The sequence below is a fragment of the Pseudomonas sp. NFACC05-1 genome (genome assembly GCF_900100135.1).
Taxonomy (GTDB): domain Bacteria; phylum Pseudomonadota; class Gammaproteobacteria; order Pseudomonadales; family Pseudomonadaceae; genus Aquipseudomonas; species Aquipseudomonas fluorescens_Q.
This window is the reverse complement of sequence record NZ_FMTR01000001.1, coordinates 435954-456935: the sequence shown is the minus strand read 5'-3', so window position 1 is coordinate 456935 and position 20982 is coordinate 435954. Positions and strand designations below refer to the sequence as shown.

Genomic DNA, 20982 nt, shown 5'->3' with positions numbered 1-20982 from the left:
CTGACCTCACTGGCCTTGACGCTGATCGACGATGCGCGCTTCTTTCCAGCTGAACCAACTGCCAAGGTTCACATGCTCGGCCAGATCGCCCACCACCATGACCGTGGCATCGACCCCCAGCCGTTCGCGCAGGCGCTCCTTGATCAGCAGCACCAGACGTCCACGATCGCCTTCGAAGAAGCGCGACATTTCCAACTTGGCGATGACGGTGTCGCGATCATTGGCGCGACTGAGGATGATCTGGTAACCAAGGCATTGTTCGACGCCTTCAAGCAGCGCCTGCTCGATCTGCGCGGCCGAGAAGGCGCGATCGTTCAGTTGCACGGCATCCTTCACCCGACCGACGACCTTGACGGTCTGGCGCATCGATTGCGGATAGCCGGGGCGCGACTGGATCGAAACCAGATCACCCGTGCGGTAGCGAATCAACGGCTTGCTGCCAGGAATCAGCATGGTCACGCACAACTCACCGTCGCCGGTGCAGCCCAGGCTTTCCCCGGACTTGGGATTGAGCACCTCGATGATGTAGTTGAGGCGATGCGGCACCAACTGGTCGTTGGCGTTGCAGGCCGCGATGATCATCGCTTCCTGGGAGCCATACAGGCTGTTGTAGGCCTGCGCCCCCCACAGGCTGTAGAGGTTGTTCTTCAACGCAGGGGTGCACAGCTCGCCGCTCATCATGAACGCGCGCAGGGCGAAGTCCTCGCGTGGGTTCAAGCCTTGGCGCTCGGCTTCCTTGGCCATGGCCAGCAAGAGCCCCGGCGCCGATGCGAGCACGCCGATCCGCAGGTCCTTGAGCAGTTGCAGCGCCTTGGGCCAACCGATCACCGGTGAGTGCGGCCAGATCTTGGCATTGCACAGGTCGAGCTGGGTGCAGACATCGCCCAGGGTGTCACCGAAGGAATGGACCTCGGTAGGTCCCATGATGCCGACCACGGTCTTTTCGCCCGGGAAATGCTTTTCGATCACGGCCTGGTAGGCCATGGCCAGTTGGCGATTGCTCGCGTAGCTCTCCTTGCGGTCCCGCGGGCATGGCGTGGCGGGCCCGGTGGTCCCCGTGGTCTCGTAATAGAAGATGCTGTCTTCCAGCGGGCCGGACAAGATGTCGAAGCCTGCTTCGCGCAGATCATCCTTGGTTGTGAATGGCAAGGTGGCGAGGTCATCCAAGGTCAGCGAACGCTCGTCGACCTGGGCAAGGTGCCTGGAATAGAACGGCGAGGACCGCTTCACGTGGCCGACCACTTCCCGCAACTGTGCCTGGTGCCAGGCCGCCAGCTCGGTGTCGCTGAGGACGTCGGTCCAATAGGCATGATGAATCGGATCGTACCGTTTCTTGAATGTCTCTAAATGCTCTTTCATTTCAGCCGCTCAGGTTTGATGGGTTACTGGAACTCAACGGCCGCTACGTTAGTAACAGAACTTATAAATACCCAGCTGAGCTATCTCGCAGTTGTGCGCGCACGAGTTTCTTGTTAAAAGCACGCGCGGTTACATACGCGCAGGGATAGCTCTGTCGACATTCAGAAATGAATGAAAGATTAATATGCCCTCAGCAGTTGACAGGCCCCAGGGCACGCTGGTAATTTCGCCGCACTGCCAATTATTCCCGCAGTGCTTAGCCAAGACTGGGATGTCTAAAAATGTACTATCACCTTTCTGCTATCAGTTCCTCCCACAGCTATCCCGACAGCTGTTCCCGGGCCATTCTGGCCATCTTCAAAAGCAATATCTGGCGTCGCTAATCTAGCGAAGACCGGAGCCTGTCTGCTGCCTGCCAGCAACGTCCTGATCTTTCCCCTCTGAAATCGAAGGCGCTCGCGTCTTGTGCCCTGCGCAACAATTGGCTGCAATCCATTGCAAGCTTTTTAGTGCGCGCGACATGAACAGCGTCCGTCCCGTCTATTCAGAATATCCGTCAACACGTATTTAAAGTGCCTGCGCGCTTTATATTCCCGTGGCGCTCTCTTAATCGAGCGCCTGAATCGTTACACCTTGAATATGGTATTAACCGTGAATAAAAATTTAATTGGCGTGAATGTTCTTCGCCGTGAAGAACGTCGACCTACGGATGCACTTGGCATATATGCAAATGCACTGGAACAACTCGGTCGCGAGTCTGTTTTCATTCTTGAATCACTGTCCGGCCCAAGCCGTGATCGCCGGGCGACGATCGTCGGGCTCGAACCGCTTTTCGAAGTGTGTATCGATGAGGGCCAGGCCCAACTGCGAGGCTGCGCCGCCCTGTGTGAACATTTGTCCGCCAGCCTGCGGCAAGCGGGCATGCAGGTCGATCCGGAACACAAGATCCATCTACCCGACAGCGAGGCTGCGTGGAACCTGCTCCGGGCGATCCAGGCAACGTTCCAACCGGCGTCCAATGCCCCTTCCAGCCTGGCCTTCTTCGGCTATTTCTCCTACGACTGCGTTCGCCTGATCGAGCGACTTCCCGATCTGGCCAAACAGACCTACGATTACCCGCTCATTGCCCTGTCGGTCTATCAGACCCTGGTTTATTTCCACAGCAATGGCATCGTCGAAACCCTGATCAATAACCACGATCTCTGGTCGCCCCGCACGTTGGAGGACTACCCCTTCCTGAGCTCAACCCCGGCATCCGAGGCGCTGGCCCCGCTACCGTACCCCGAGGGCTTCGAGGAAGAGCGCACGGTGACCCCGGAGCAATTCGTCGAGCGAGTCGAAGTGGCGATGGAGCACATCCGCGCCGGCGACGTCTACCAGATCCAGCTCGGTCATGAGATTCGCATCCGCTCGCAGGTTTCGCCGTTCGATGTGTACCAGAACCTGCGCCTGCGCAACCCTTCCCCCTACATGTACCTGGCCCACGTAGGCGGCATCGACTTGATCGGCGCCAGCCCCGAGCTGTTCGTCAGGATCAAGGACGACTTGATCGAGATGCGCCCGATCGCCGGCACCGTGGGCAAGAAGCCTGGCGTCGATCCGACTCAGTTGGTCCTGGAGCTGACCCGCTCCGAGAAGGAGCGCGCAGAACACCTGATGCTCATCGACCTGTGTCGCAACGATATCGGTCGCGTGTGCCAGGCCGGCTCGCTGGAGGTCGATGAGTTCATGCTGGTGGAAGAGTACTCGCACCTCTACCACATGGTGTCGAACGTTCGCGGCTTGCTGCGCCCGGGCCTGGATGCCTTCGACGTGATCAAGGCCTCGTTCCCCGCGGGCACCATGTCCGGCGCGCCCAAGGTCAGGGCGATGGAGCTGATCGAAGGGATGGAAAGCAACCGCCGGGGCATTTATGCCGGGGCCCTGGGCCTGGTCGGTTTCGATGGCAGCGTCAACACCGCATTGTGCATTCGCTCGACGGTCTTCGATGAGGGTACGTACCACTTGCGTGCATCCGCCGGAGTGGTGGCCGATTCGGTGCCAGAGCTTGAGTGGAAAGAGACGCTGTACAAGATGGGGTCCGTCTATCGAGCAGTGACCGGGCAGGAGATCGCACTGTGAAAGTATTCTTGATCGATGCCTATGACAGCTTCGTCTTCATCATCAGCCAATACCTGGAACAACTGGGGCTGGAAACCCACGTCGAGCGTCACGACGTACCGGACCTCATCCAGCGCATTGAAGCGTTCTCACCGGATTTCTGCGTGCTGGGCCCTGGGCCTGGGCATCCGGCCGATGTGGGCTACATCGAAGTGATCAGGCACTTTCAGGGACGCCTGCCGCTGCTGGGTGTGTGCCTGGGTCACCAGGCCATCGGCCTGGCCTTCGGTGCCCAGGTTTGCCGGGCCCCACACGTGATGCACGGCAAGGTGAGCACGATCGAAAACGACGGCAAGGGCGTCTATGACCACACCCAGGCACAGGCGATTCGGGCGACCCGCTACCACTCGTTGATGATCAGCGAGCAGCCATTACCCGACTGCCTGGAGATCACATCCAGATCCACGGACGACGGCTATGTCATGGGCGTGCGCCATCGCCACCTGCCGGTGGAAGGCGTGCAGTTCCACCCTGAAAGCATCCTCACCGAAAACGGCCTGGACCTGTTCCGCAGCTTCATCCGGTGTCACGTGCACAAGTGATCCATCCGGAAGGGGCATGCGCCCCTTCCTTCCCCATACTGCGACTGCGTCATTCCTGCTACAACGAGAGCGATCCGTTTATGGACAAACACCACTCCCCCGCCTGCGGCCGGACCCAGGCCGAGCGTGCCGCTACGCTGGCCGCCTTCACGAGCCTCGCCAAGGATGCCAACCGTTGCGATTGGGAGCGCCTGCTGAACAAAGTGCTGCGCCAACTCGGCTTCGGCAGCTACCTCATCAGCCTCGGGCCGGCAACGCCGAGGGATACCGACCCTCTCGCTGGCCTCATCACCACCTTTCCCAAACGCTGGCTGGAACACTACCGCTGTGATGGGTTGATCGAGATCGACCCGATACTCAGGCACTGTCGACGCGAGCTGGTGCCGCTTTTCTGGGACAGCGAACGACGGCGCGCCCGGGGACGCTCCCGGCATTTCTGGGAGCAACGCGAGCTACACGGCCTGCGCAGCGGCGTGAGCATCCCACTGCGCTACGAAATGCTCAGGGGAACCTTGAGCGTGGCCTTCGACGACACACAGATCACCGAACAGAAAGGGTTTTCCAACCCTGCCGTCTACCAACTGTTCATGCTCATCCCCTACCTGCTCGCCGGGATACGACATCAATTGCAACGGCCTGCCCAACCGCGCCAGGACCTGACGCCCAAGGAAATGGACTGCCTGTACTGGGCCAGCGAAGGCAAGACCACCTGGGAAATCAGCCACATCCTGACCTGCTCCGAACGCACCATCGACTTCCACCTGCTCAATGCGCGACGCAAGCTGGGCTCGGTAAGCCGCCAACAGGCCGTCAGTGCTGCGGTGGCTTGTGGGTTGGTCATGCCGACCGTTATCTCGCCGACTTACCGGTGCCAGGAATGAGCACAAAAGAGCGCGCTACGACAGTCCATCCTCAGGGATAACCTGATGGCATCTTCGAGTCAGCGATGGCAATCATCCGACCGGCAGCGCAGGCCCGTGTGCGGCCGGGCAGCCAGTTCATACCCGATGCCTGCAGCATTCGCCTCGGGTATCCATCCCCTCTTATGTCAGGTCGGGCCATGCCCGGATCAATGTGGGAGCTTTCTCGCGATGAGGCCATCCCAGCCGACGCCTCATCGCCTGACCCGCGGCCATTGCGAGCGAGCTCGCTCCCATTGGGATGCACTCAATCGTCGTTAAATGGCGCTTCTGCATCCCTTTCACCCGGCGGACCGGGCCGTTGCAAAGCCGAGCAATTCGCGCCATGGCCCGGCCCCTCGAGCTGGGCCCCGACGAAGGCAAATGCATCGTCCAATGAACCAAGCAGCACCCCGTCATGGCCCAGGCCTTCATAAGTCCGCCAGGTGACTTGATTACCAGCGGCACACAACGCCGCCGCGACCGCATACTGCCGCACGGGCGTGATCGTTTGATCGGCCTGGCCGGTGGCAATGAATAACGGGAAGGCAATCGACGCCTGTGGCATGTCGGTCGTTGGGATGCGCGCAGCATCCAACGCCTCGGGGGCAATGGTCACAAGCTCGGCAAGCGAACCTACCTGCAACGCTTTGGATTTGAGCGCAATGTCACGGGTACAGCCCTGCCGGGCGACACTCAGCAGTTCAAGACCTTTGGCCGTCAGGATCTCCTCTATCCGTGGCCCCTCCTCGCGCAAGCCACCGGACGCCAATGCCAGGAACACCGTATTGGAATGCCGAGGCGGCAGCGCAATGGGGCCATGGGGAAATGTGCTGTTCGGGGCCGTAAGTACTGCGCCCCGGATAGAAAGCTCCGGTGCGTAGCGACCGGCAAGGATCGCCGCGCCCAACGCCGCCCCTCCCCCCTGGGATTGCCCGGCCAGGATCGTGTAAGGGGCAATCAGACCCGGCCTGATCGAACGGGCAGCGCGAATCGAGTCCAGAACAGAGCGTCCCTCGGCCTGCCAGAACGTATAGGGATGCGGCCCTGGCCCTCCCAAACCTTGATAATCGGTGGCGACAACCGCGAAGCCGTGCGCCAGCCAACGATTGATGTACGCCGCATCACGGTCGCGCCATCCAGTCCAGGACGGCGCGCAGGCATCGGCAATCCCCAGCGTACCGTGGGCCCAGGCCAACAGCGGCCAGCCTTGCGCCGGTGGACTTCCCCTTGGCAGGTACAACGCCCCGCTGACCGGAACGAGCCCGGAGTGCCAGCGCTCGTCGGTTGAGCTGTAGAGCAGGCGCAAAGCCTGCGCGGCCGCGGGCAGTTGCGGTTGCACCGCCAGCGTCTCGCTTCGCAGCAAGGCACCGGGCAACGCGGGCATTGCCTCAGGCCAGCGGTAAAACGCCGACAGCGTTCCGTCTCCCGCGTCTGGGCCAACGGGAAGCGTGCCAGTCGCCAGGGCATTGGCCGCCATAACGACGAATGAGCCGATGCAAATTCGTGCAAAGCCCGCGATTCGAAACAGGTTCATGGGCAGTTCACCTGAGCGAAAAGTGCCTTGCGCAAAGCGCTGCCCTGCGCAGCAATGATATTGCCCACGACAGGGGCCACCTCATTGAATCGGATAAATCCGTGGGTCATGTTCGCGAGCACTTGCAGGCTCGTCGCCACACCCGCGCTTTCCAGTCGGCTCGCCAGTTCACGGTTTTCATCCAGTAACGGGTCCAGTTCGCCAACCACCAATCGCACGGGTGGCAGGCCGGCCAAGTCAGCGACGATCGGCTGCACCCGCCAGTCATCCTCGTCATTGAGCAGGTAATTCGCCCAGTAGGCGCCCATGGTCTCGACCGACAGATTCTGCCCCCCGTACCCACCCAGCCTTTGCCACGAATCAGAGCTCATGTCGCGCGAGTAGCTGCCGTAGAACAGCAACAACTGCTGCAGCACATCAAATCCCGCATCGCGTAAGGCAATCGCAGCCCCCAAGGCCAGGTTGGCACCTGCCGAATCCCCGCCCAGGGCATAACCGCGTACAGGGCAATCGGTGATCGCGCCCAGCTTGATGACCCGGCTGACAATCGACACCACCTCGTTGAACGCCACCGGAAAATGATGTTCCGGCGACAGCGCATAGTCGATGGACAGCACCGCCAGGCCACTGTCGCGCACCAGCTGGCGCAGCGGCGCGTCCCAGCCGGCGAGCGAACCGTGGCGAAATCCACCGCCATGGCAATAGAACATCAAGCAAGGCGTCTCATCGCCCTCCGGCCAATAGAGCTTGCAGGGCACCGTTCGGCCATCGACGGCAAACCCCAAGGTGCGCTCATAGGACAGCGGCACGCTGCGGTGTGCCGCCCAGGCATTGATCCGTTCCAGTTGCGCCCGGACACTTTGCACATCCCCATGAACAATCGGCAGCAGCCCCTGTTCGCGCAGCATCGTAGCCACGGCCACCAGATCAGGGTGAACCGGCGGAGGTGAATCCGCCGACAGGCATTCAATGCGACTCATGGCCGATCGTCCTCACCGGTTCCTAGCGCGTCGAGCAGGATGAATGCCCATTGAGCCCCATGCATGTCGCGGTCCTGCAAGGCGCCCTGTACCACAGGACGCGGCAGGCTGATCTTGATCACGCTCAGCGCCTCGATGGGGAAAACGCTGATCGACTGCGCAGGCCTGCGGAACAGCTCGGCAATCGCTGGTGCTTGCAACTTTGGCTCCGCTGCCAGTTGCGCGAAGGTGTCCGAGTCCTTGCAGAACACATCGATGGTCAGGGAAAACGGCCCGGCGTTCTTGGAGCGGATCTCATAACCCAATGTTTGCAGAGTGTTCATCTCACGCGCCCTCGACTGTCTTGATAACAAACCGGAAAGGTGCCAACGGATCCGCCACGACCATCACATGACTGAGCACGAACTCATGCACCACGCCCCGGTCCATCGAGGCCGGCGAGAAAGGAAACGCGTGGGTGGGCAGGTCTTTGTCGCCGGGCAACGGAAAGTGCAGCAGGTAAGGATTGAGCAACGCGACCATGTCCTGGGTGCGCTCGGCGGTCGCCGACGTCGCGATTGCCATGACGCCGATTTCCACGGGGGTACCCACCCGTGATTCAAGCGCTCCCAAGGCTGAATTCTTGCCGATGGCGCGGAACTGCAAGTCATAGTCATCGGCACCGATGCCCAGGTGTTTTTCGATTCGCTGACGCATGACCGAATCCAGATAGGCAAGCCACTCATCGAAGCGCTCCACGTACTCCGGATCACGGACAATACTCATGACCACCGATTGAAAGCCGCACGGCGCCGCCCCCTCCAACTTGACGGTGTAGTCTTCGCTTGGCGTCCAGACCGAACCTTCGACCCGCACGGTCTGTTCGTCCAACGCGGTGTAGACCGCCCCCTCCACGTGCAGTACGCCACCGGGCTCGACGAGTACGTAGGGGTTGCTGTTTTCATACAGCATGTGGGCCATGACCGAACGTGGGGTAAGCCGGGCGTCCTCGCCGATGGCCTTGATGGTGAATCCCGTGTCGTCAATCGCGGCCATTACCACCGCGCTGGCGGGCGTCGTCGTGCAGGACGCGCCGCACTCCAGGATCTTTCCGGCATGCCACGCGGCGCCCTGATGGGCCCCGCGCAAGATCGGCAGCGAAGCCATCACCGCCGTGTCGGTGGAACGACCCGCCAGGATGATATCAGCGCCCTCTTCAAGCGCATGAATGAAAGGCTCCACACCCATCAGCGCGACAATTCGCGAGCAGCGTTCGACCAGGGCCTCGTCGATGTGATCCAGTTGCAAAGGCCTGATGCGCCCCTGCGCCAACGCTTGTTTCACGACGCTTGCCGGTTGTTCGCTGTAAAGGCTTGCGATGCGCACGGCCTGACCGAGTTCGACGGCGATTTCCTCGCACAGGCTGCGCATCAAGTCGACGCCTGCGTCGGAGCCACAGGTGCCGCAACTGCCGATGATCAGCGGGATGCCCAATTGCGCCCGCGCCTGCATGAACACGCGCAACTCGGCCCGCAGTATCGAGGCCGAAGCCTTGGTCGTGCCGGTGCCCAGGTAATGAGGACCGGAGTCGGTAGACCCCGCGTCCATCGCAATCACGTCCGGTCGTTCCAGCAGCGCCTGTTCAAACGCCGCCCGTGGGAAACCGGTGCCAATGGCGCCCGTTGGCGTCAGCACCTTAATCGGGGTATTCATGGATTCTCCTTCAAGCCTGTAGAGCGACGTCCGTCAGCGATGACGCAATGGCCAGGCGGGCTACGCCCCTCCAGAACGGCCACCGCACATAGAGCGGCAATCAGATTGGTACGATTGAGCCCCTCGACCGTGGAGGCGCCGACATGGGGCGTCACGATCACGTTGGGGAGTTGGATGAGTTGTTCGGTCACGACCGAAAGCACTGGATCCGACTCGCTTTCGAATACGTCGAGCCCTGCCCCGGCCAACTGATTTTCCCGCAGGGCCCACAGCAGATCCGCATCACGCACCAGCCCACCCCTCGCGGTATTGATCAGCACCGCGGAGGGTTTCATCCGCTTCAACGCACGGCTATCGATCAGCCCGTGAGTGTGGGGGTTGAGCGGTGCATGAAGGGTGATGAAATCGCTTTCCTCGAGCAGCGTTTCCAGATCGACAAAGCAACTTCGAGGGAGGCCGTCAACCTGTGCGCTGTCTGGATGAGGGGTGTAGATCAGCGGCTTCACTTCGAACCCGGACAAGCGCTGCAGCACGCCCCGGCCAATCCGGCCCAAGCCGACCACGCCAACGGTCTTGCGGTACAGATCGCCTCCCAAGGGAATCGACCAGTCATTGGCCGACAACCCCAACTGGCAGCGTTTGAGCTGGCGGCACACGGCGAGCATCAACGCAACGGTGTGGTCAGCGACGCTTGCATCGTTGCCGCCGATAGCGATGGTCGCCACCTTCCCCGCTGCAGCCACTGCTGCAGTATCGACCCGCTCGTAACCCACGCCACGACGGGCAATGACTTGCAGACGCGGGAGCGCGCTTAACAGGCTCGATGTGACATTCGCGTGCCCAACGATCCAACCGTCGGCGTCTGCCAGGAGATCGATCAACTGGCGTTCGCTCAGGTCTCCATCCGCTTGCCCCTGGGCCAGTTGCGCAATGACAACGTCGCAGCCATGGTTCTCTAGGAAGTGTACGGTTTCTGGATCGAAGAACCGCTGCGTAACCACTATGGTGTGGCGGGATTTAAACATCACTGGCCTCTCGATATATATCCGGCAATCAAAATGCGTAATCCAGGTACACCCGCGCTTCCGAGCCAGTCACGACGTTGTCGGGTTGAGCGGACACCAGGGCGACAAAGTCCTGGTCGATTCGGTAATCGATATAAATCAAACCCACGGAAAGGCCGGAATACTCCTTTTCGTCGAAACGATAATAGAGACGGTATTCGTTTTGCCGTTCGCGCACGTCAGTGCGTCGGCCACTGAAAGGGTCGGTAGCGTCAAACTCGCCTTGTTTGTAAATGGTCATGACTTTAAAACCGTCCAGCGAAGCCCCTAATAACGAATGCCCGCTCAAGTCATACTCGGCCCCTAGTTGCCAGGTTCGCTCGCCGTCGTTATTAAAATCGTTTCCAGAACGGGTCCAGGCATCCATCTTGCCATCGACGTTATCGCCATGATCGAAATAGGCGTATCCCAATTGCCCGTTGGTCAACTCGGCTTTTGTCTCGGAAAATGAAACGCCCAAGCGAAGTTTATCGAACAACAAACCCACATTGATGTTCAGCCACTTCGCGTCATCGTCATAAGCGGCTTGGCCGGCCTGCCAATCGCGCGTCCAGATTCGCCCGGCCTTTTCAAACTCATAATATTGAGCGTCCAATACAATGCCGGCTTTATCGCCGAGAGGTGCTTTCAGCGTCAGTCCATAACGGGTGTTCTCATTGAAGTCCCGCGATACACCATGGTCGTAACCCAGCTCGATGGCCTTCAAATCGTATTTGACGCCATAGGTGTACAGGTCCTTTATTTCCTCGCCAGACTGGCTCTGCAGGTGTTCGAAGTCTTCCCGGTCCCGAGGCGATGTGCGGTTGATGTAAGCGGTTTCAAACCCCAGCGTACCGGGAAGCGGGCCGATGCCCATCTCGGTAAAATTCAGGTGAGCCCGGCCTCCTTGATAGGATCCCGGAACGATCCGAGTGTCGAGGGTGACCAATGTCCCCGCATCGAACCGGCCCCGGCCTATTTGCGAGTCGGCGTTCCAGCCGTCGCCCTCGTAACGCAACTTGAAGTAACTCTGACCGACTTTTGCGAAGCCGCCGTTGCTACCGTCGGTGTCGTCAAACAGGTCCCGACCATTGTCTTTGGAGTCGATCATCGCCACGCCATACAACGAGGCATCGAACCCTGCGACACCGGCCCAATAACTGGAGTTATAGTCCAGGATCGCCCCCACCCCTGTCCCGCCCAACTCGGAGCCGTCCGGAAAACCACCGAAACGATCTTCGATCAAATCGTTGGATATCCGCGTATTGATATACATCGATCGAAGATAAGCATTCAACTTGCCTTCATGCTGAAACCTGTCCGGATTGCTGATGGTTGCCGAAAGACAAAGATCAGATACAAACAATGTCGACAGCAACGTCACCGCGACGGCGTTAATCGATTTCATCGACCACCTCATCTATTATTTTTATTTTGACGTGAGCAGACGCGACTTGGCGCCCGTGTAACTTCGGTGCAGTAAACTAATTGATCAGATAATTGCCCGTGTAATAACAGCCGTTACAATCAGGACAAGGCTGCTACCTATGGCCCAGAGCAGGCAGTATCGTTGCATATCACCCATATCGCGCTTGATGATCCCGCTAATGAGATAAACCGCGGCAACCAATGGGCTGAGTGCATGGACTGGCTGGCCCAGTACCGCCGCGCGGGCGATGTGCATGGGATCAATACCGTACTCGGCACCCGCCGCACCCAGCACCGGCAAGATGCCGAAGAAGAACGCGTCATTGGACAACAGGAAGTTCAGCGGCAAGGCCACCAGTGCGGTAATGATGCTGAAGTATTGTCCGCCACCGTCGGGAATCAGCTGGACAATTTTCCCTGACATGCCATCGATCATTCCGGTGCCTGACAAAATCCCTGTGAACGCACCTGACGCAAATATCAGAGCGATGACCATCAGCACACTTTCAGAGTGAGCCGCGACCCGCGCCTTCTGTTCCGACAAGCGCGGATAGTTGATCAGCAGGGCGAGGGAAAAACCCACCATCATCAGCATCGGCAAAGGTGCCAGCCCTGTCGCCATGGCGTACATAAGCCCAGCGGTGAGCGCCAGGTTGACCCAAAAAAGCTTCGGCCGCTGCGTTTCGGATTGTACGGTCGGCAAGGCGACCTCCTCCGGTGCAACGTCCCGGGTACCGGGCGTCCAGTCCAAGCGGCGCCGTTCCTTGCGGCCGATCCAGAACGCCACGACGAACGCATAGGCAAGCCCCGCGAACATGGCCGGTACCAGGCCCAGGAACATATCCGCCACATCAAGGTGAAGGGCACTGGCAGCGCGAGCGACCGGCCCTCCCCAGGGGATCAGGTTCACCACGGTATTGGTCAGCAGGAGCATCAACGCCAGAATGAGCGGGTTCATCCCGAGGCGCAGATAGAGCGGCAGGAACGCTGTCGTGACGATCAAGACCGTCGTCGCACCATCTCCGTCGAATGAGATAACAGTGGCCAACAGTGCGGTGCCCAGCACGACTCGAAGAGGATCATTGCCGACAAACCGCAGAATCCGCCGTACCGCAGGCTCAAAGAGCCCGGCGTCAAACATGATCGCGAAATACAGGATTGCAAACATCAACATCAGTGCGGTGGGCGCTACTTGCTTGACGCCGTCCATCACCATCCCACCCAGTTCCGGTCCCGCCCCATTGGCCAGCCCGAAAGCAACCGGAATGAGGATGAGTGCCGTCACAGCAGAAAGTCGTTTGCTTATGATCAGTGCCATAAACGTGACGACCATTGCGAAACCTAACCAAGCCATGCGTTTCACCTTTTCGTTTTTATTTTTATCGATGCCATCGAAAATCAATGTGAACAACTTTTGCGCAATCAAAATCTACATAGGGGGTGAAAGCCTGTAAATCTTGATTTTTTTTGTCAATATTCCCCCTCGACTGCGTCGGCCTGAACGAACAACTCAAAGCATAACTGGATGAAAATTTAATCCTTGTAGAGGTTGACGAAATTTCGGTATATCTAATAAACATGTACACATTCAAATCAACTTGACCGGAATTGTCATGCCAGAACAAGAAGACCTCTACCTTTCGGCAGAAGAGGCGGCAGCCCTACTCGGAATCAGCCTGCCGACGCTGTACGCCTACGTCAGCCGCAAAAATATCCGTTCCCTCAAGATCCCGGGTACGCCCAAACGCCGCTATTGGGCCGAAGACATCCAGCGATTGGTCAAGAGACCGACAGGTGAGAAACACGCGCCCAAGCGCTCGTCACCGTCGGACAGCGCGATTACGCTGATCACCGATGATGGCCTGTTTTATCGGGGCCATGACGTCGTCGAGCTTGCTGACCGCGCAACGGTCGAAGAAGTCGCCGAATTGATCTGGCAAGTGCCTGCGGCATTCGGCCCGTCACTGCCTCGTGCTCCGAAGGACAGCGTCAAGCTGCTGAAGATCTACGAGCACATGTCCGCCCAGGAAAAAGCCATCGCGCTTTTCCCCTTGGTGCAAAGAGAAAATCCCAAGGCCTTCGACCTTTCCACGACCAGCTACGCGCGCACCGGCGCCGATGTCGTGAGGTGGTTTGCCGCCTTGGTGGTGGGAGCGACCGAACCGAGTGCGCAACCCTTGCACGAGTTCATCACCCAGGCCTGCGGCGTCCGGCCTGAGCATGCGGACCTGATCCGCCGCCTGTTGATCCTCAGTATCGACCATGAGCTGGATCACACCACCCACAGCGTGCGCGTCGCCGCCACGACTGGCGCTACCCCCTATTACGCGGTCATCGCCGGACTTGCCGCGGCGCGGGGTCACAAAATTGCCTATGGAAGAAATGAAGCCGCCAGCAGGATGATCGAGGAAATCTGTACGGCCGCGGACCCTGCGCGACCTATTCTGCAGCGCTACAGCCAGGACGGACACATTGTCGGGTTCGGTCCCAATGTCCATTCCATCAACGATCCACGAGCCACTAATCTCATGGCGGCGTTGACCGCCGCGTTCGATGGCGATGCCGAATTTGCAAAACTGCAGAAAGCTTTTGCGGTGGCCTCGGAACTCGTTGCGTATCCGCCGGAATTCATCCTGCTGGTGAGTTTCATCGGTCAGAAGTTTGGGCTGCATGGACAGGAAATTTCATTGGCGGGCGTCGGTCGCCTGATTGGCTGGATAGCCCATGCCAGCGAGCAATACAACCAGCACCATGAAGCCCGCCCTCGCGCCCGTTACGTAGGGACCCTGCCTGCGGCAACCACGACCGGCCGCCGCTAAGCCCCGCTCACTCCTTTGGCGAAAACGCATTGGAGCGACAGACCTGCTATGGGATAGCCATCGCCGCAAACAGCGACTGGAACTCGGTTTGCTTCTCAAGGCCAGCAACGAACCCAAGCACTTTGGCCTGTGCCGATGCGTCGATATGCGGCATGGCCATGCGTCGGAATTTACGTTCAAAATCGTCATCGGTCATCGGCGTTTCGACTGACCCGGGCCCGGTGATCATCTCACTCACGACTTGCTCGCCGGACATCAGAGTCACGCTGACACGATTGGCAAGATGCCGTGGGAACAGTGCGGTCAGCGCCGGGTCCTCGACTACGTTGACCTTTTCCATCAAGGCAATCGCCGCAGGATCGGCAATCTTCTCAGGGCAATAGGAGCCCACCGTGATGTCGCCATCGAGCAAGGCCCGAGCCACGTTATAAGGCAGACTGTGGTCTGCCGTCTCCCTGGTTTTCGGCAACCATTTCTCGGGCGTATCCGCCAATACCCGACGGTTGAATTCAGACGTTTCGATCGTAATGGCGGCAATGTCTTCTACACCATCGATGCGTTTGCGAATATCAAGCGCGGCCCAGACAGCGCTATGCAGCTCACCATTGGTGGGGAATGTCTTGGTTAGGGAGCGCTGTATGGCGTAATCACCATTGTCGGGCGTACCAAAACGCTCCGTATCCAGATCGAACGGCCCGGAAACCAGCTTGAAGAACCCCATGTCACCTTCAAATACCGGCGACGGCCCCGTCATGCCATGGCGCGCCAACTGAGCGGCGAAAATGGCGTTGCGCGCGGCGTTGGCCGCAGAGCAGCCCTTCCAGTCGGACAACGTTCCACTGCGCACCTGGCGCATGGCCAAGTGACCACTCACGGCAATGTTGATCGCCTGCTCCGTCTGCGCAATGTCCAGCTTCATCAGGTTGGAAGCCGCTGCAGCCATCGCGACGTTGACGTAATTGACGTGATCCCAGCCACGCTTGTTCAAGCATGCCGCATCCTGCAAGCGCATCTGGATTTCATAGGCCAGGACGATGGCCGAAATCAGTTCAGCCCCAGTTGCATTTTCGGCTTGCGCCACGGCGAGACAGGCTGGAATGTTGTCACTCGGATGGCCCGGCTCCAGGCCCATATATCCGTCGTTATAGTCCAGGAAACGAACCATCAGGCCATTGGTGAAGGCGGCAATTTCAGGCGTCGTTTGCAGGTGTGTACCAAATACGCTGGATGATTTCGCGGTGTTGGCGGCAGCGTAACACACCGCTGCCTTTACCGGATCAGCCCCATAGGCGCCCAGCACGCACGCCAGGCTGTCGATAAAGCGCTGGCGTACAAGGTGGATGATCGCTTCGGGCAGGTGCTGTTTTCTGAATGCGTGGGCATAGCGTGCAAGCCGCACCGCAACGGTCGAGTCCGTCATAACTACCTCGGATTGAATAGGTGGGTCAGTCCTCGTCCATGAGGCGAACAAATCAAGGCGCGACTTGGCGCCCGTCGTCTCAGTCGATGACCACGTCAAGCAAGCGGACGTATTGCTGGCCGGCATGCATGTCACGCTCGACCATGCCGCCTTGTGGCGTTGCACGGGGATAAGAAATCTTGACCGTCTCCAGGTCCGGCACCGCAATGCGCTTGACCCGTTCGGGATCGGTGCCGTAGAGCCTGGCGAATTGCGCCGGAGACAGAGCGGCACAATCGCAATAGCGCTCGAAGCTCTCGCGTCCGTTGAAAAAAATATCAAACGTAATCCAGAACGGCCCCGCTTGTTTCGATCGGACATGCCGACAAACATCACGCAACTTAATCATTGTGCAAGCTCCTTCATCGCCATCGACGTATCCGACAAATCAATCCATTTAAGACGTACCAACTCCATGGGGTTCTCAAGTTGCACCACATGATTCAACTTGAACTCATAAATTTGGCCTCGGGGTATATCCGCAGGTGTAAAGGCGAATCCGTACGAAGGTAATTCCTTGCCCATGACACTGGGATAATGAAAGAAGTAGGGATTACAAGCATGGGCAATTGTATTGGCCATGTCCTGAGTGGCGGCAGTGGCCACAAACAACATGCCTATTTCAGTGGATGGCGATGTTCCGACAGGCGGCTTTACGCCGGTGACACCATTCCACCCATACATCCGCAGGGAAATATGAAACTCGCCCAATTCTTCGGCTGGAATGGACTGGCGTGTTCTGGTGTAAAGCGCTTCCAGCAAACGATCGTGAAACCCATCGACATCATTGAGCACATCCGGGTCCTGAATGCCCACCAACATGATTGTTTGATATAAACCGGCGGCGGCCCCCTCCAACTTCATCGTGTAGGGCATCGTCTCCCAGCGCGAGCCTTCTACCCGAACAGCACGTCCATTTAAATCGGCATAACGCGCCTGGGCAACATTCAAGATGCCGCCAGGCTCCACCAACCGGAACGGGTCGCTGTTTTCATACAGCATATGGGCCGAGACGCTATGGGGCGTGCACTGGTTGTCCTGGCTCAAAGGCTCGACTTCGAAGCCGTTCGCATCAACACTCAGCAAAATGCCCGATCCAAGCGTAGGGTTGACGGCACACTGCACGCCGCATTCGCCCGTCTTGCCGGCATGCCAGGACGGCCCCCACGGCGCGCCTTTCCAGATGGGATAGCAGGCGATGACGGCGGTATCGGTCGCGCGGCCGGCCAATATGATATCGGCACCGCCGTCCAGGGCAGCGATAAAAGGTTCCACCCCCAGTGCCGCGACAATGTGCTCGCAACTCTCCACCGTCGCGTCTTCCAACTCGCCATGAGGCGGGAGCGGCTTGATACGACCTTCTGCATTCAGCTTCTTGATGGTGTCCTTGTCTTGCTCGCAATAGATGAGCGCAATCTTCGGCGACACGCCCAACTCCTTGGCGATTTCCAGGGCAATATCGCGCGTCCACTCCAGATTGAGATCGCCACCCGCCTGCCCTGCTGTGCCAACAATTATCGGCACACCGGATCGCGCCTGCGCTTTCATCAATATCGTCAGGTCACGCTTTACCGCGCCTCGGTTGTTCTTGGACTTGCCAAGTGCAAGATACGCCGCACCACTGTCCGTTGAACCTGCGTCCGTGGCGATTACTTGCGCCCCTGCTGCCAGTCCATAAGCAATTTCTTCTTCTCGAACACCCGCCCCCAAAGAACCACAGGGCACGATCACTTTTACGCAACCGTCAAATAACTGCGCCATAACAACCTCTTCTAGACCACTCAGTACACCAATAATAATGACTGCAACTGCGCTTACAAGTGGACAGAATTTATCCATATATCATTAACAAACAAACGACGAGCCGGGCATTACAGGAATAACCCGATTAATATCGCACCAGGGCTTCTGAGCTATTTTTTATTTTCAGACAGGCGTGTTAAAAGCAGATATCAGGGGCGTGATCGATGGGCGCTTGCATTGCAATGCATGGACTTTTAGCGCATCCATTGCAAACTGACGCCGATAACATCATTGGAATAATCCGAGCCATGAGACGCAAGCCTGCACATCGAGAACAATCCTTGCTGCCGGAGGACCTGCGTGTGTTCCTCACCGTCATCCGGAAAAACGGCTTTGGCAATGCTGCCGAGGCGCTGGGATTTTCGCCGGCGTATGTCAGCAAGCGCATCTCCGTCCTTGAGGCAACGTTGGGCGCCAAGCTATTGCACCGGACAACCCGGCGTGTCGCATTGACCGATGACGGCGAACGTGTCCGCGTTTTCGCCACTCGACTCCTGGGCGATATGGATGACTTCATCAGCGAGTTGACCGACTCCCGCCAGCAATTGCAGGGGAGCCTGCAGATCTGCAGCTCTTTCGGCTTTGGCCGTAACCATGTCGCGCCCGCGGTCGCCGCGCTTTCGCAACTGTACCCTCGATTGGAGATTCGCCTGGACGTGTTTGATCGCATGATCGATATCGTCAATGAAGGCTTCGATCTCGAAATCAGGGTGGGCTACGACCTCCCTCAACAACTTCTGGGAAAAAAACTCGTGAGTAACCGTAGGGTGCTCTGTGCAACCCCTGGGTACCTGGAGAAGCGCGGCTTGCCGACATCCCTGGATGATCTGGCCCGGCATGATTGCCTGGTGCTCAAGGAACGGAACAACGCCTTTGGCATCTGGAACCTGACGAAGAACAGCGTTGAAGAGTCCATTCGCGTCAACGGCCCGTTGTCATCGAACAATGGCGAGATTGTGTTGCGCTGGGCCTTGAGTGGCGCAGGCATCATCCTGCGTTCCTTATGGGACGTGAAGCCCTTGCTTGAAAGCGGACAACTGGTCCACGTGCTTCCTGGCTACGCCCAGAGTGCCGATGTCTGGGCCATCTACCCGACACGTGCCAGCCAGTCTGCCAAGCTGAGGGCTTGTATCGAGTTCTTCGAGGAACATTTCAAGGCGCTCGCCCTCGTTTGAGCGTTTGGCGAGCGCGCCAGGGGGGCTCAGTTCAGCCACGGATTTTCTGCGTAGTGACGCGCTTCGAAATCACGAATCTGCGCCGCCCGCTGCAAGGTAGCGCCGATAGTGTCCAACCCCGACAACAACGATTGCTTGCGCAACGCATCGATTGTGAACTCGATGACCGACCCCTCGCTTAGCCAAATCTTCTGGTTCGGCAGATCGACGCTGATCGTCGCGGTAGCCCCAGTGTTCACGACGCGAACCAATCTCTGTAGCTGCGCTTCGCAAAGCTGTATCGCAAGCACGCCGTTACGCTGACAATTGTCATAGAAGATGCCGGCAAAGCTGGTCCCGATCAGTGCACGAATCCCCAGCTGCTTGAGCCCCCATACCGCATGCTCGCGACTGGAACCACAGCCAAAGTTGGGCCCGGTCACCAGGAAACTGGCCCCGCTCCAGGCCGGTTGATTGAGGATGAAGTCTGGATTTGTCTCACCGGATTCAAGGAAACGCAGGTCGAAGAACACCCCTTTATCCAAACCGCTTCGGTCGATCCCCTTCAAGAACTGCTTGGGCATGATGACGTCGGTATCGATGTTGGACGCGAGCAAAGGTGCGGCTTTCCCGGTCACGATCTCAAAAGGTTGCATGGCTCAAGCCTCCTCGGCCAACAGGCGAACATCCGTCAGGCGACCACGGATGGCCGCGGCGGCAACCATCGCCGGGCTCATGAGGTGGGTCCGTGCGCCCGCCCCCTGGCGACCTTCAAAATTTCGGTTGGTGCTGGACGCACAACGATCGCCCGGAGCAAGCACGTCATCATTCATGGCCAGGCACATCGAACATCCAGACTGGCGCCATTCAAAACCCGCATCGAGGAAGATCCTGGCCAAGCCCTCCTCCTCCGCCTGGGCACGCACCTGCGTCGATCCAGGAACGATCATGGCCCGCACTGTCGGAGAAACTTTCCTACCGTTCACCACACGGGCAACATCACGCAAGTCTTCGATACGCGCATTGGTACACGAGCCGATAAACGCATGGCTGATCTGCACATCGCGCAACAACATGCCCGCCTCCAGGCCCATGTAGGTCAAGGCGCGCTGCATGCCTTGGCGCAAGATCGGATCGGTGACGGTCGCCGGGTCAGGAACACTGCCACCAACAGGCAATGCCTGGTCCGGGCTGGTTCCCCAGGTCACCATCGGCTCCAGAGCTTCCACGTCCAACAGGATTTCCCGGTCGAACACCGCGCCTTCGTCGGTGAACAGTTCGCGCCAGTTTTCTTCGGCGACACGCCAATGTTCGCCTTGAGGGGCTCGGGGCTTGGATTTGACGTAGGCAAACACCTTTTCATCAGGCGCCATGAATGCTCCCCGTGCGCCGGCCTCCACAGCCATGTTGCAAATGGTCATCCGCGCCTCAACGCTCAATGCGTTGATGACAGGACCGGCGAACTCAATGGCGTAACCGGTCGCTCCCGACGCACCGATCTTTTCGATCAAGGCCATGATGATGTCCTTTGAGGTCACGCCCATGCCCAGCTTGCCAGTGACCATGACACGCATGGTTTTCAGGCGCTTGTAGACCAACGTCTGCGTCGCCAGCAGATGCTCGATTTCTGAGGTGCCAATACCAAAACCAAACGCCCCCAGCGCCCCGTAGGTCGTGGTATGGCTGTCGCCAGCTGCCACCACCATACCGGGCAAGATAAACCCCTGCTCCGACGCAACCACGTGCTCTATCCCCTGACGCTTGTCCAGCACATCGAAAAGCTCGATGCCGAAGTCCCGACAGTTCTCTTCGAAATACGCGACCTGCAAGGCGCCACCAGCATCGGGCATGGCCGCGATACGGCTTGGACTGGTCGGGTTGACATGGTCGACGACCGCCAGCGTTGCGCGAGGACGCCATACGCCACGCTTGGCCTCGCGAAGCCCGCTGAAGGCCTGGGGGCTGGTGTATTCGTTGGCCACCTGGCGGTCGATGTAGAGCAACACGTGCCCTTGATCGTCCAGGGTAGCGACAGTGTGGCTGTCGATGTGCTTCTGATAGAGGGTACGAGGGTTGTTCATTGCGATGCGCTCTGTTGTGCCGGGTC

General features: G+C 58.7%; 18 protein-coding genes. 5 read left to right on the top strand and 13 right to left on the bottom strand.

The features are described 5' to 3' along the window. Positions 1 to 6: 6 nt before the first annotated feature. Complete coding sequence (locus BLO97_RS02055; RefSeq protein WP_092344659.1) at positions 7 to 1359, bottom strand: phenylacetate--CoA ligase family protein; 1353 nt, start codon at positions 1357 to 1359, stop codon at positions 7 to 9. 651 nt (positions 1360 to 2010) lie between these two features. Here BLO97_RS02055 and BLO97_RS02050 point away from each other — a divergent pair. From BLO97_RS02050 to BLO97_RS02040, 3 genes are all read left to right on the top strand, one after another. Next, positions 2011 to 3480, top strand: a complete 1470-nt coding sequence (locus BLO97_RS02050) for an anthranilate synthase component I family protein (RefSeq protein ID WP_092344657.1) — start codon at positions 2011 to 2013, stop codon at positions 3478 to 3480. Next, on the top strand, positions 3477 to 4061 hold the full coding sequence (locus BLO97_RS02045) for an anthranilate synthase component II (RefSeq protein WP_063321726.1): 585 nt from the start codon (positions 3477 to 3479) through the stop codon (positions 4059 to 4061). Before BLO97_RS02050 ends, BLO97_RS02045 begins: the two co-directional genes overlap by 4 nt. Positions 4062 to 4141: 80 nt before the next feature. Beyond that, positions 4142 to 4942: an autoinducer binding domain-containing protein gene (locus tag BLO97_RS02040; protein WP_092344655.1), complete on the top strand. Its 801-nt coding sequence runs from the start codon at positions 4142 to 4144 to the stop codon at positions 4940 to 4942. A gap of 286 nt (positions 4943 to 5228) precedes the next feature. On the opposite strand, the gene BLO97_RS02035 is transcribed toward BLO97_RS02040, so the two are convergent. The 7 genes from BLO97_RS02035 to BLO97_RS02005 all read right to left on the bottom strand — a co-directional run bounded on the left by BLO97_RS02035 (position 5229) and on the right by BLO97_RS02005 (position 12994). After that, on the bottom strand, positions 5229 to 6497 hold the full coding sequence (locus tag BLO97_RS02035) for a lipase family protein (RefSeq protein ID WP_092344653.1): 1269 nt from the start codon (positions 6495 to 6497) through the stop codon (positions 5229 to 5231). After that, positions 6494 to 7477, bottom strand: a complete 984-nt coding sequence (locus BLO97_RS02030; RefSeq protein ID WP_092344651.1) for an alpha/beta hydrolase fold domain-containing protein — start codon at positions 7475 to 7477, stop codon at positions 6494 to 6496. The genes BLO97_RS02035 and BLO97_RS02030 overlap by 4 nt, the downstream gene beginning before the upstream one ends. Further along, a complete protein-coding gene (locus BLO97_RS02025; RefSeq protein ID WP_092344649.1) occupies positions 7474 to 7800 on the bottom strand; it encodes a DUF4387 family protein in 327 nt (108 codons plus the stop codon). The genes BLO97_RS02030 and BLO97_RS02025 overlap by 4 nt, the downstream gene beginning before the upstream one ends. Position 7801: 1 nt before the next feature. Further along, positions 7802 to 9169: an acyclic terpene utilization AtuA family protein gene (locus BLO97_RS02020; protein ID WP_092344647.1), complete on the bottom strand. Its 1368-nt coding sequence runs from the start codon at positions 9167 to 9169 to the stop codon at positions 7802 to 7804. Next, on the bottom strand, positions 9166 to 10194 hold the full coding sequence (locus tag BLO97_RS02015; RefSeq protein WP_092344646.1) for a phosphoglycerate dehydrogenase: 1029 nt from the start codon (positions 10192 to 10194) through the stop codon (positions 9166 to 9168). The genes BLO97_RS02020 and BLO97_RS02015 overlap by 4 nt, the downstream gene beginning before the upstream one ends. A 28-nt stretch (positions 10195 to 10222) precedes the next feature. Further along, positions 10223 to 11620, bottom strand: coding sequence for an OprD family outer membrane porin (locus tag BLO97_RS02010; RefSeq protein WP_092344645.1), 1398 nt, complete (start codon positions 11618 to 11620; stop codon positions 10223 to 10225). A gap of 84 nt (positions 11621 to 11704) precedes the next feature. Continuing rightward, complete coding sequence (locus tag BLO97_RS02005; RefSeq protein WP_170862010.1) at positions 11705 to 12994, bottom strand: CitMHS family transporter; 1290 nt, start codon at positions 12992 to 12994, stop codon at positions 11705 to 11707. 259 nt (positions 12995 to 13253) lie between these two features. Between BLO97_RS02005 and BLO97_RS02000 the strand changes: the two genes are divergently transcribed. After that, positions 13254 to 14459 (top strand): citrate synthase, encoded by a 1206-nt coding sequence (locus BLO97_RS02000; protein WP_092344644.1) that lies wholly within the window; start codon positions 13254 to 13256, stop codon positions 14457 to 14459. A gap of 46 nt (positions 14460 to 14505) precedes the next feature. On the opposite strand, the gene BLO97_RS01995 is transcribed toward BLO97_RS02000, so the two are convergent. The 3 genes from BLO97_RS01995 to BLO97_RS01985 all read right to left on the bottom strand — a co-directional run bounded on the left by BLO97_RS01995 (position 14506) and on the right by BLO97_RS01985 (position 17679). Continuing rightward, positions 14506 to 15879, bottom strand: coding sequence for an MmgE/PrpD family protein (locus BLO97_RS01995; RefSeq protein ID WP_175489822.1), 1374 nt, complete (start codon positions 15877 to 15879; stop codon positions 14506 to 14508). Positions 15880 to 15958: 79 nt separating this feature from the next. Next, positions 15959 to 16267 carry a DUF4387 domain-containing protein gene (locus tag BLO97_RS01990; protein WP_092344642.1) on the bottom strand — a complete coding sequence of 103 codons (309 nt, stop codon included), beginning with the start codon at positions 16265 to 16267 and terminating at the stop codon, positions 15959 to 15961. Beyond that, positions 16264 to 17679, bottom strand: a complete 1416-nt coding sequence (locus BLO97_RS01985) for an acyclic terpene utilization AtuA family protein (protein WP_092344640.1) — start codon at positions 17677 to 17679, stop codon at positions 16264 to 16266. The genes BLO97_RS01990 and BLO97_RS01985 overlap by 4 nt, the downstream gene beginning before the upstream one ends. A gap of 290 nt (positions 17680 to 17969) precedes the next feature. On the opposite strand from BLO97_RS01985, the gene BLO97_RS01980 reads away from it, so the two are divergent. After that, positions 17970 to 18896: a LysR substrate-binding domain-containing protein gene (locus tag BLO97_RS01980; protein ID WP_092344638.1), complete on the top strand. Its 927-nt coding sequence runs from the start codon at positions 17970 to 17972 to the stop codon at positions 18894 to 18896. A 26-nt stretch (positions 18897 to 18922) separates the two neighbouring features. On the opposite strand, the gene leuD is transcribed toward BLO97_RS01980, so the two are convergent. Both leuD and leuC read right to left on the bottom strand, forming a co-directional pair. After that, the gene (gene leuD, locus BLO97_RS01975; protein ID WP_092344636.1) at positions 18923 to 19531 is read right to left on the bottom strand and encodes a 3-isopropylmalate dehydratase small subunit; all 609 of its coding nucleotides are present in this window, start codon (positions 19529 to 19531) and stop codon (positions 18923 to 18925) included. 3 nt (positions 19532 to 19534) lie between these two features. Then, on the bottom strand, positions 19535 to 20956 hold the full coding sequence (gene leuC, locus BLO97_RS01970) for a 3-isopropylmalate dehydratase large subunit (RefSeq protein WP_092344634.1): 1422 nt from the start codon (positions 20954 to 20956) through the stop codon (positions 19535 to 19537). Positions 20957 to 20982: the final 26 nt, after the last annotated feature.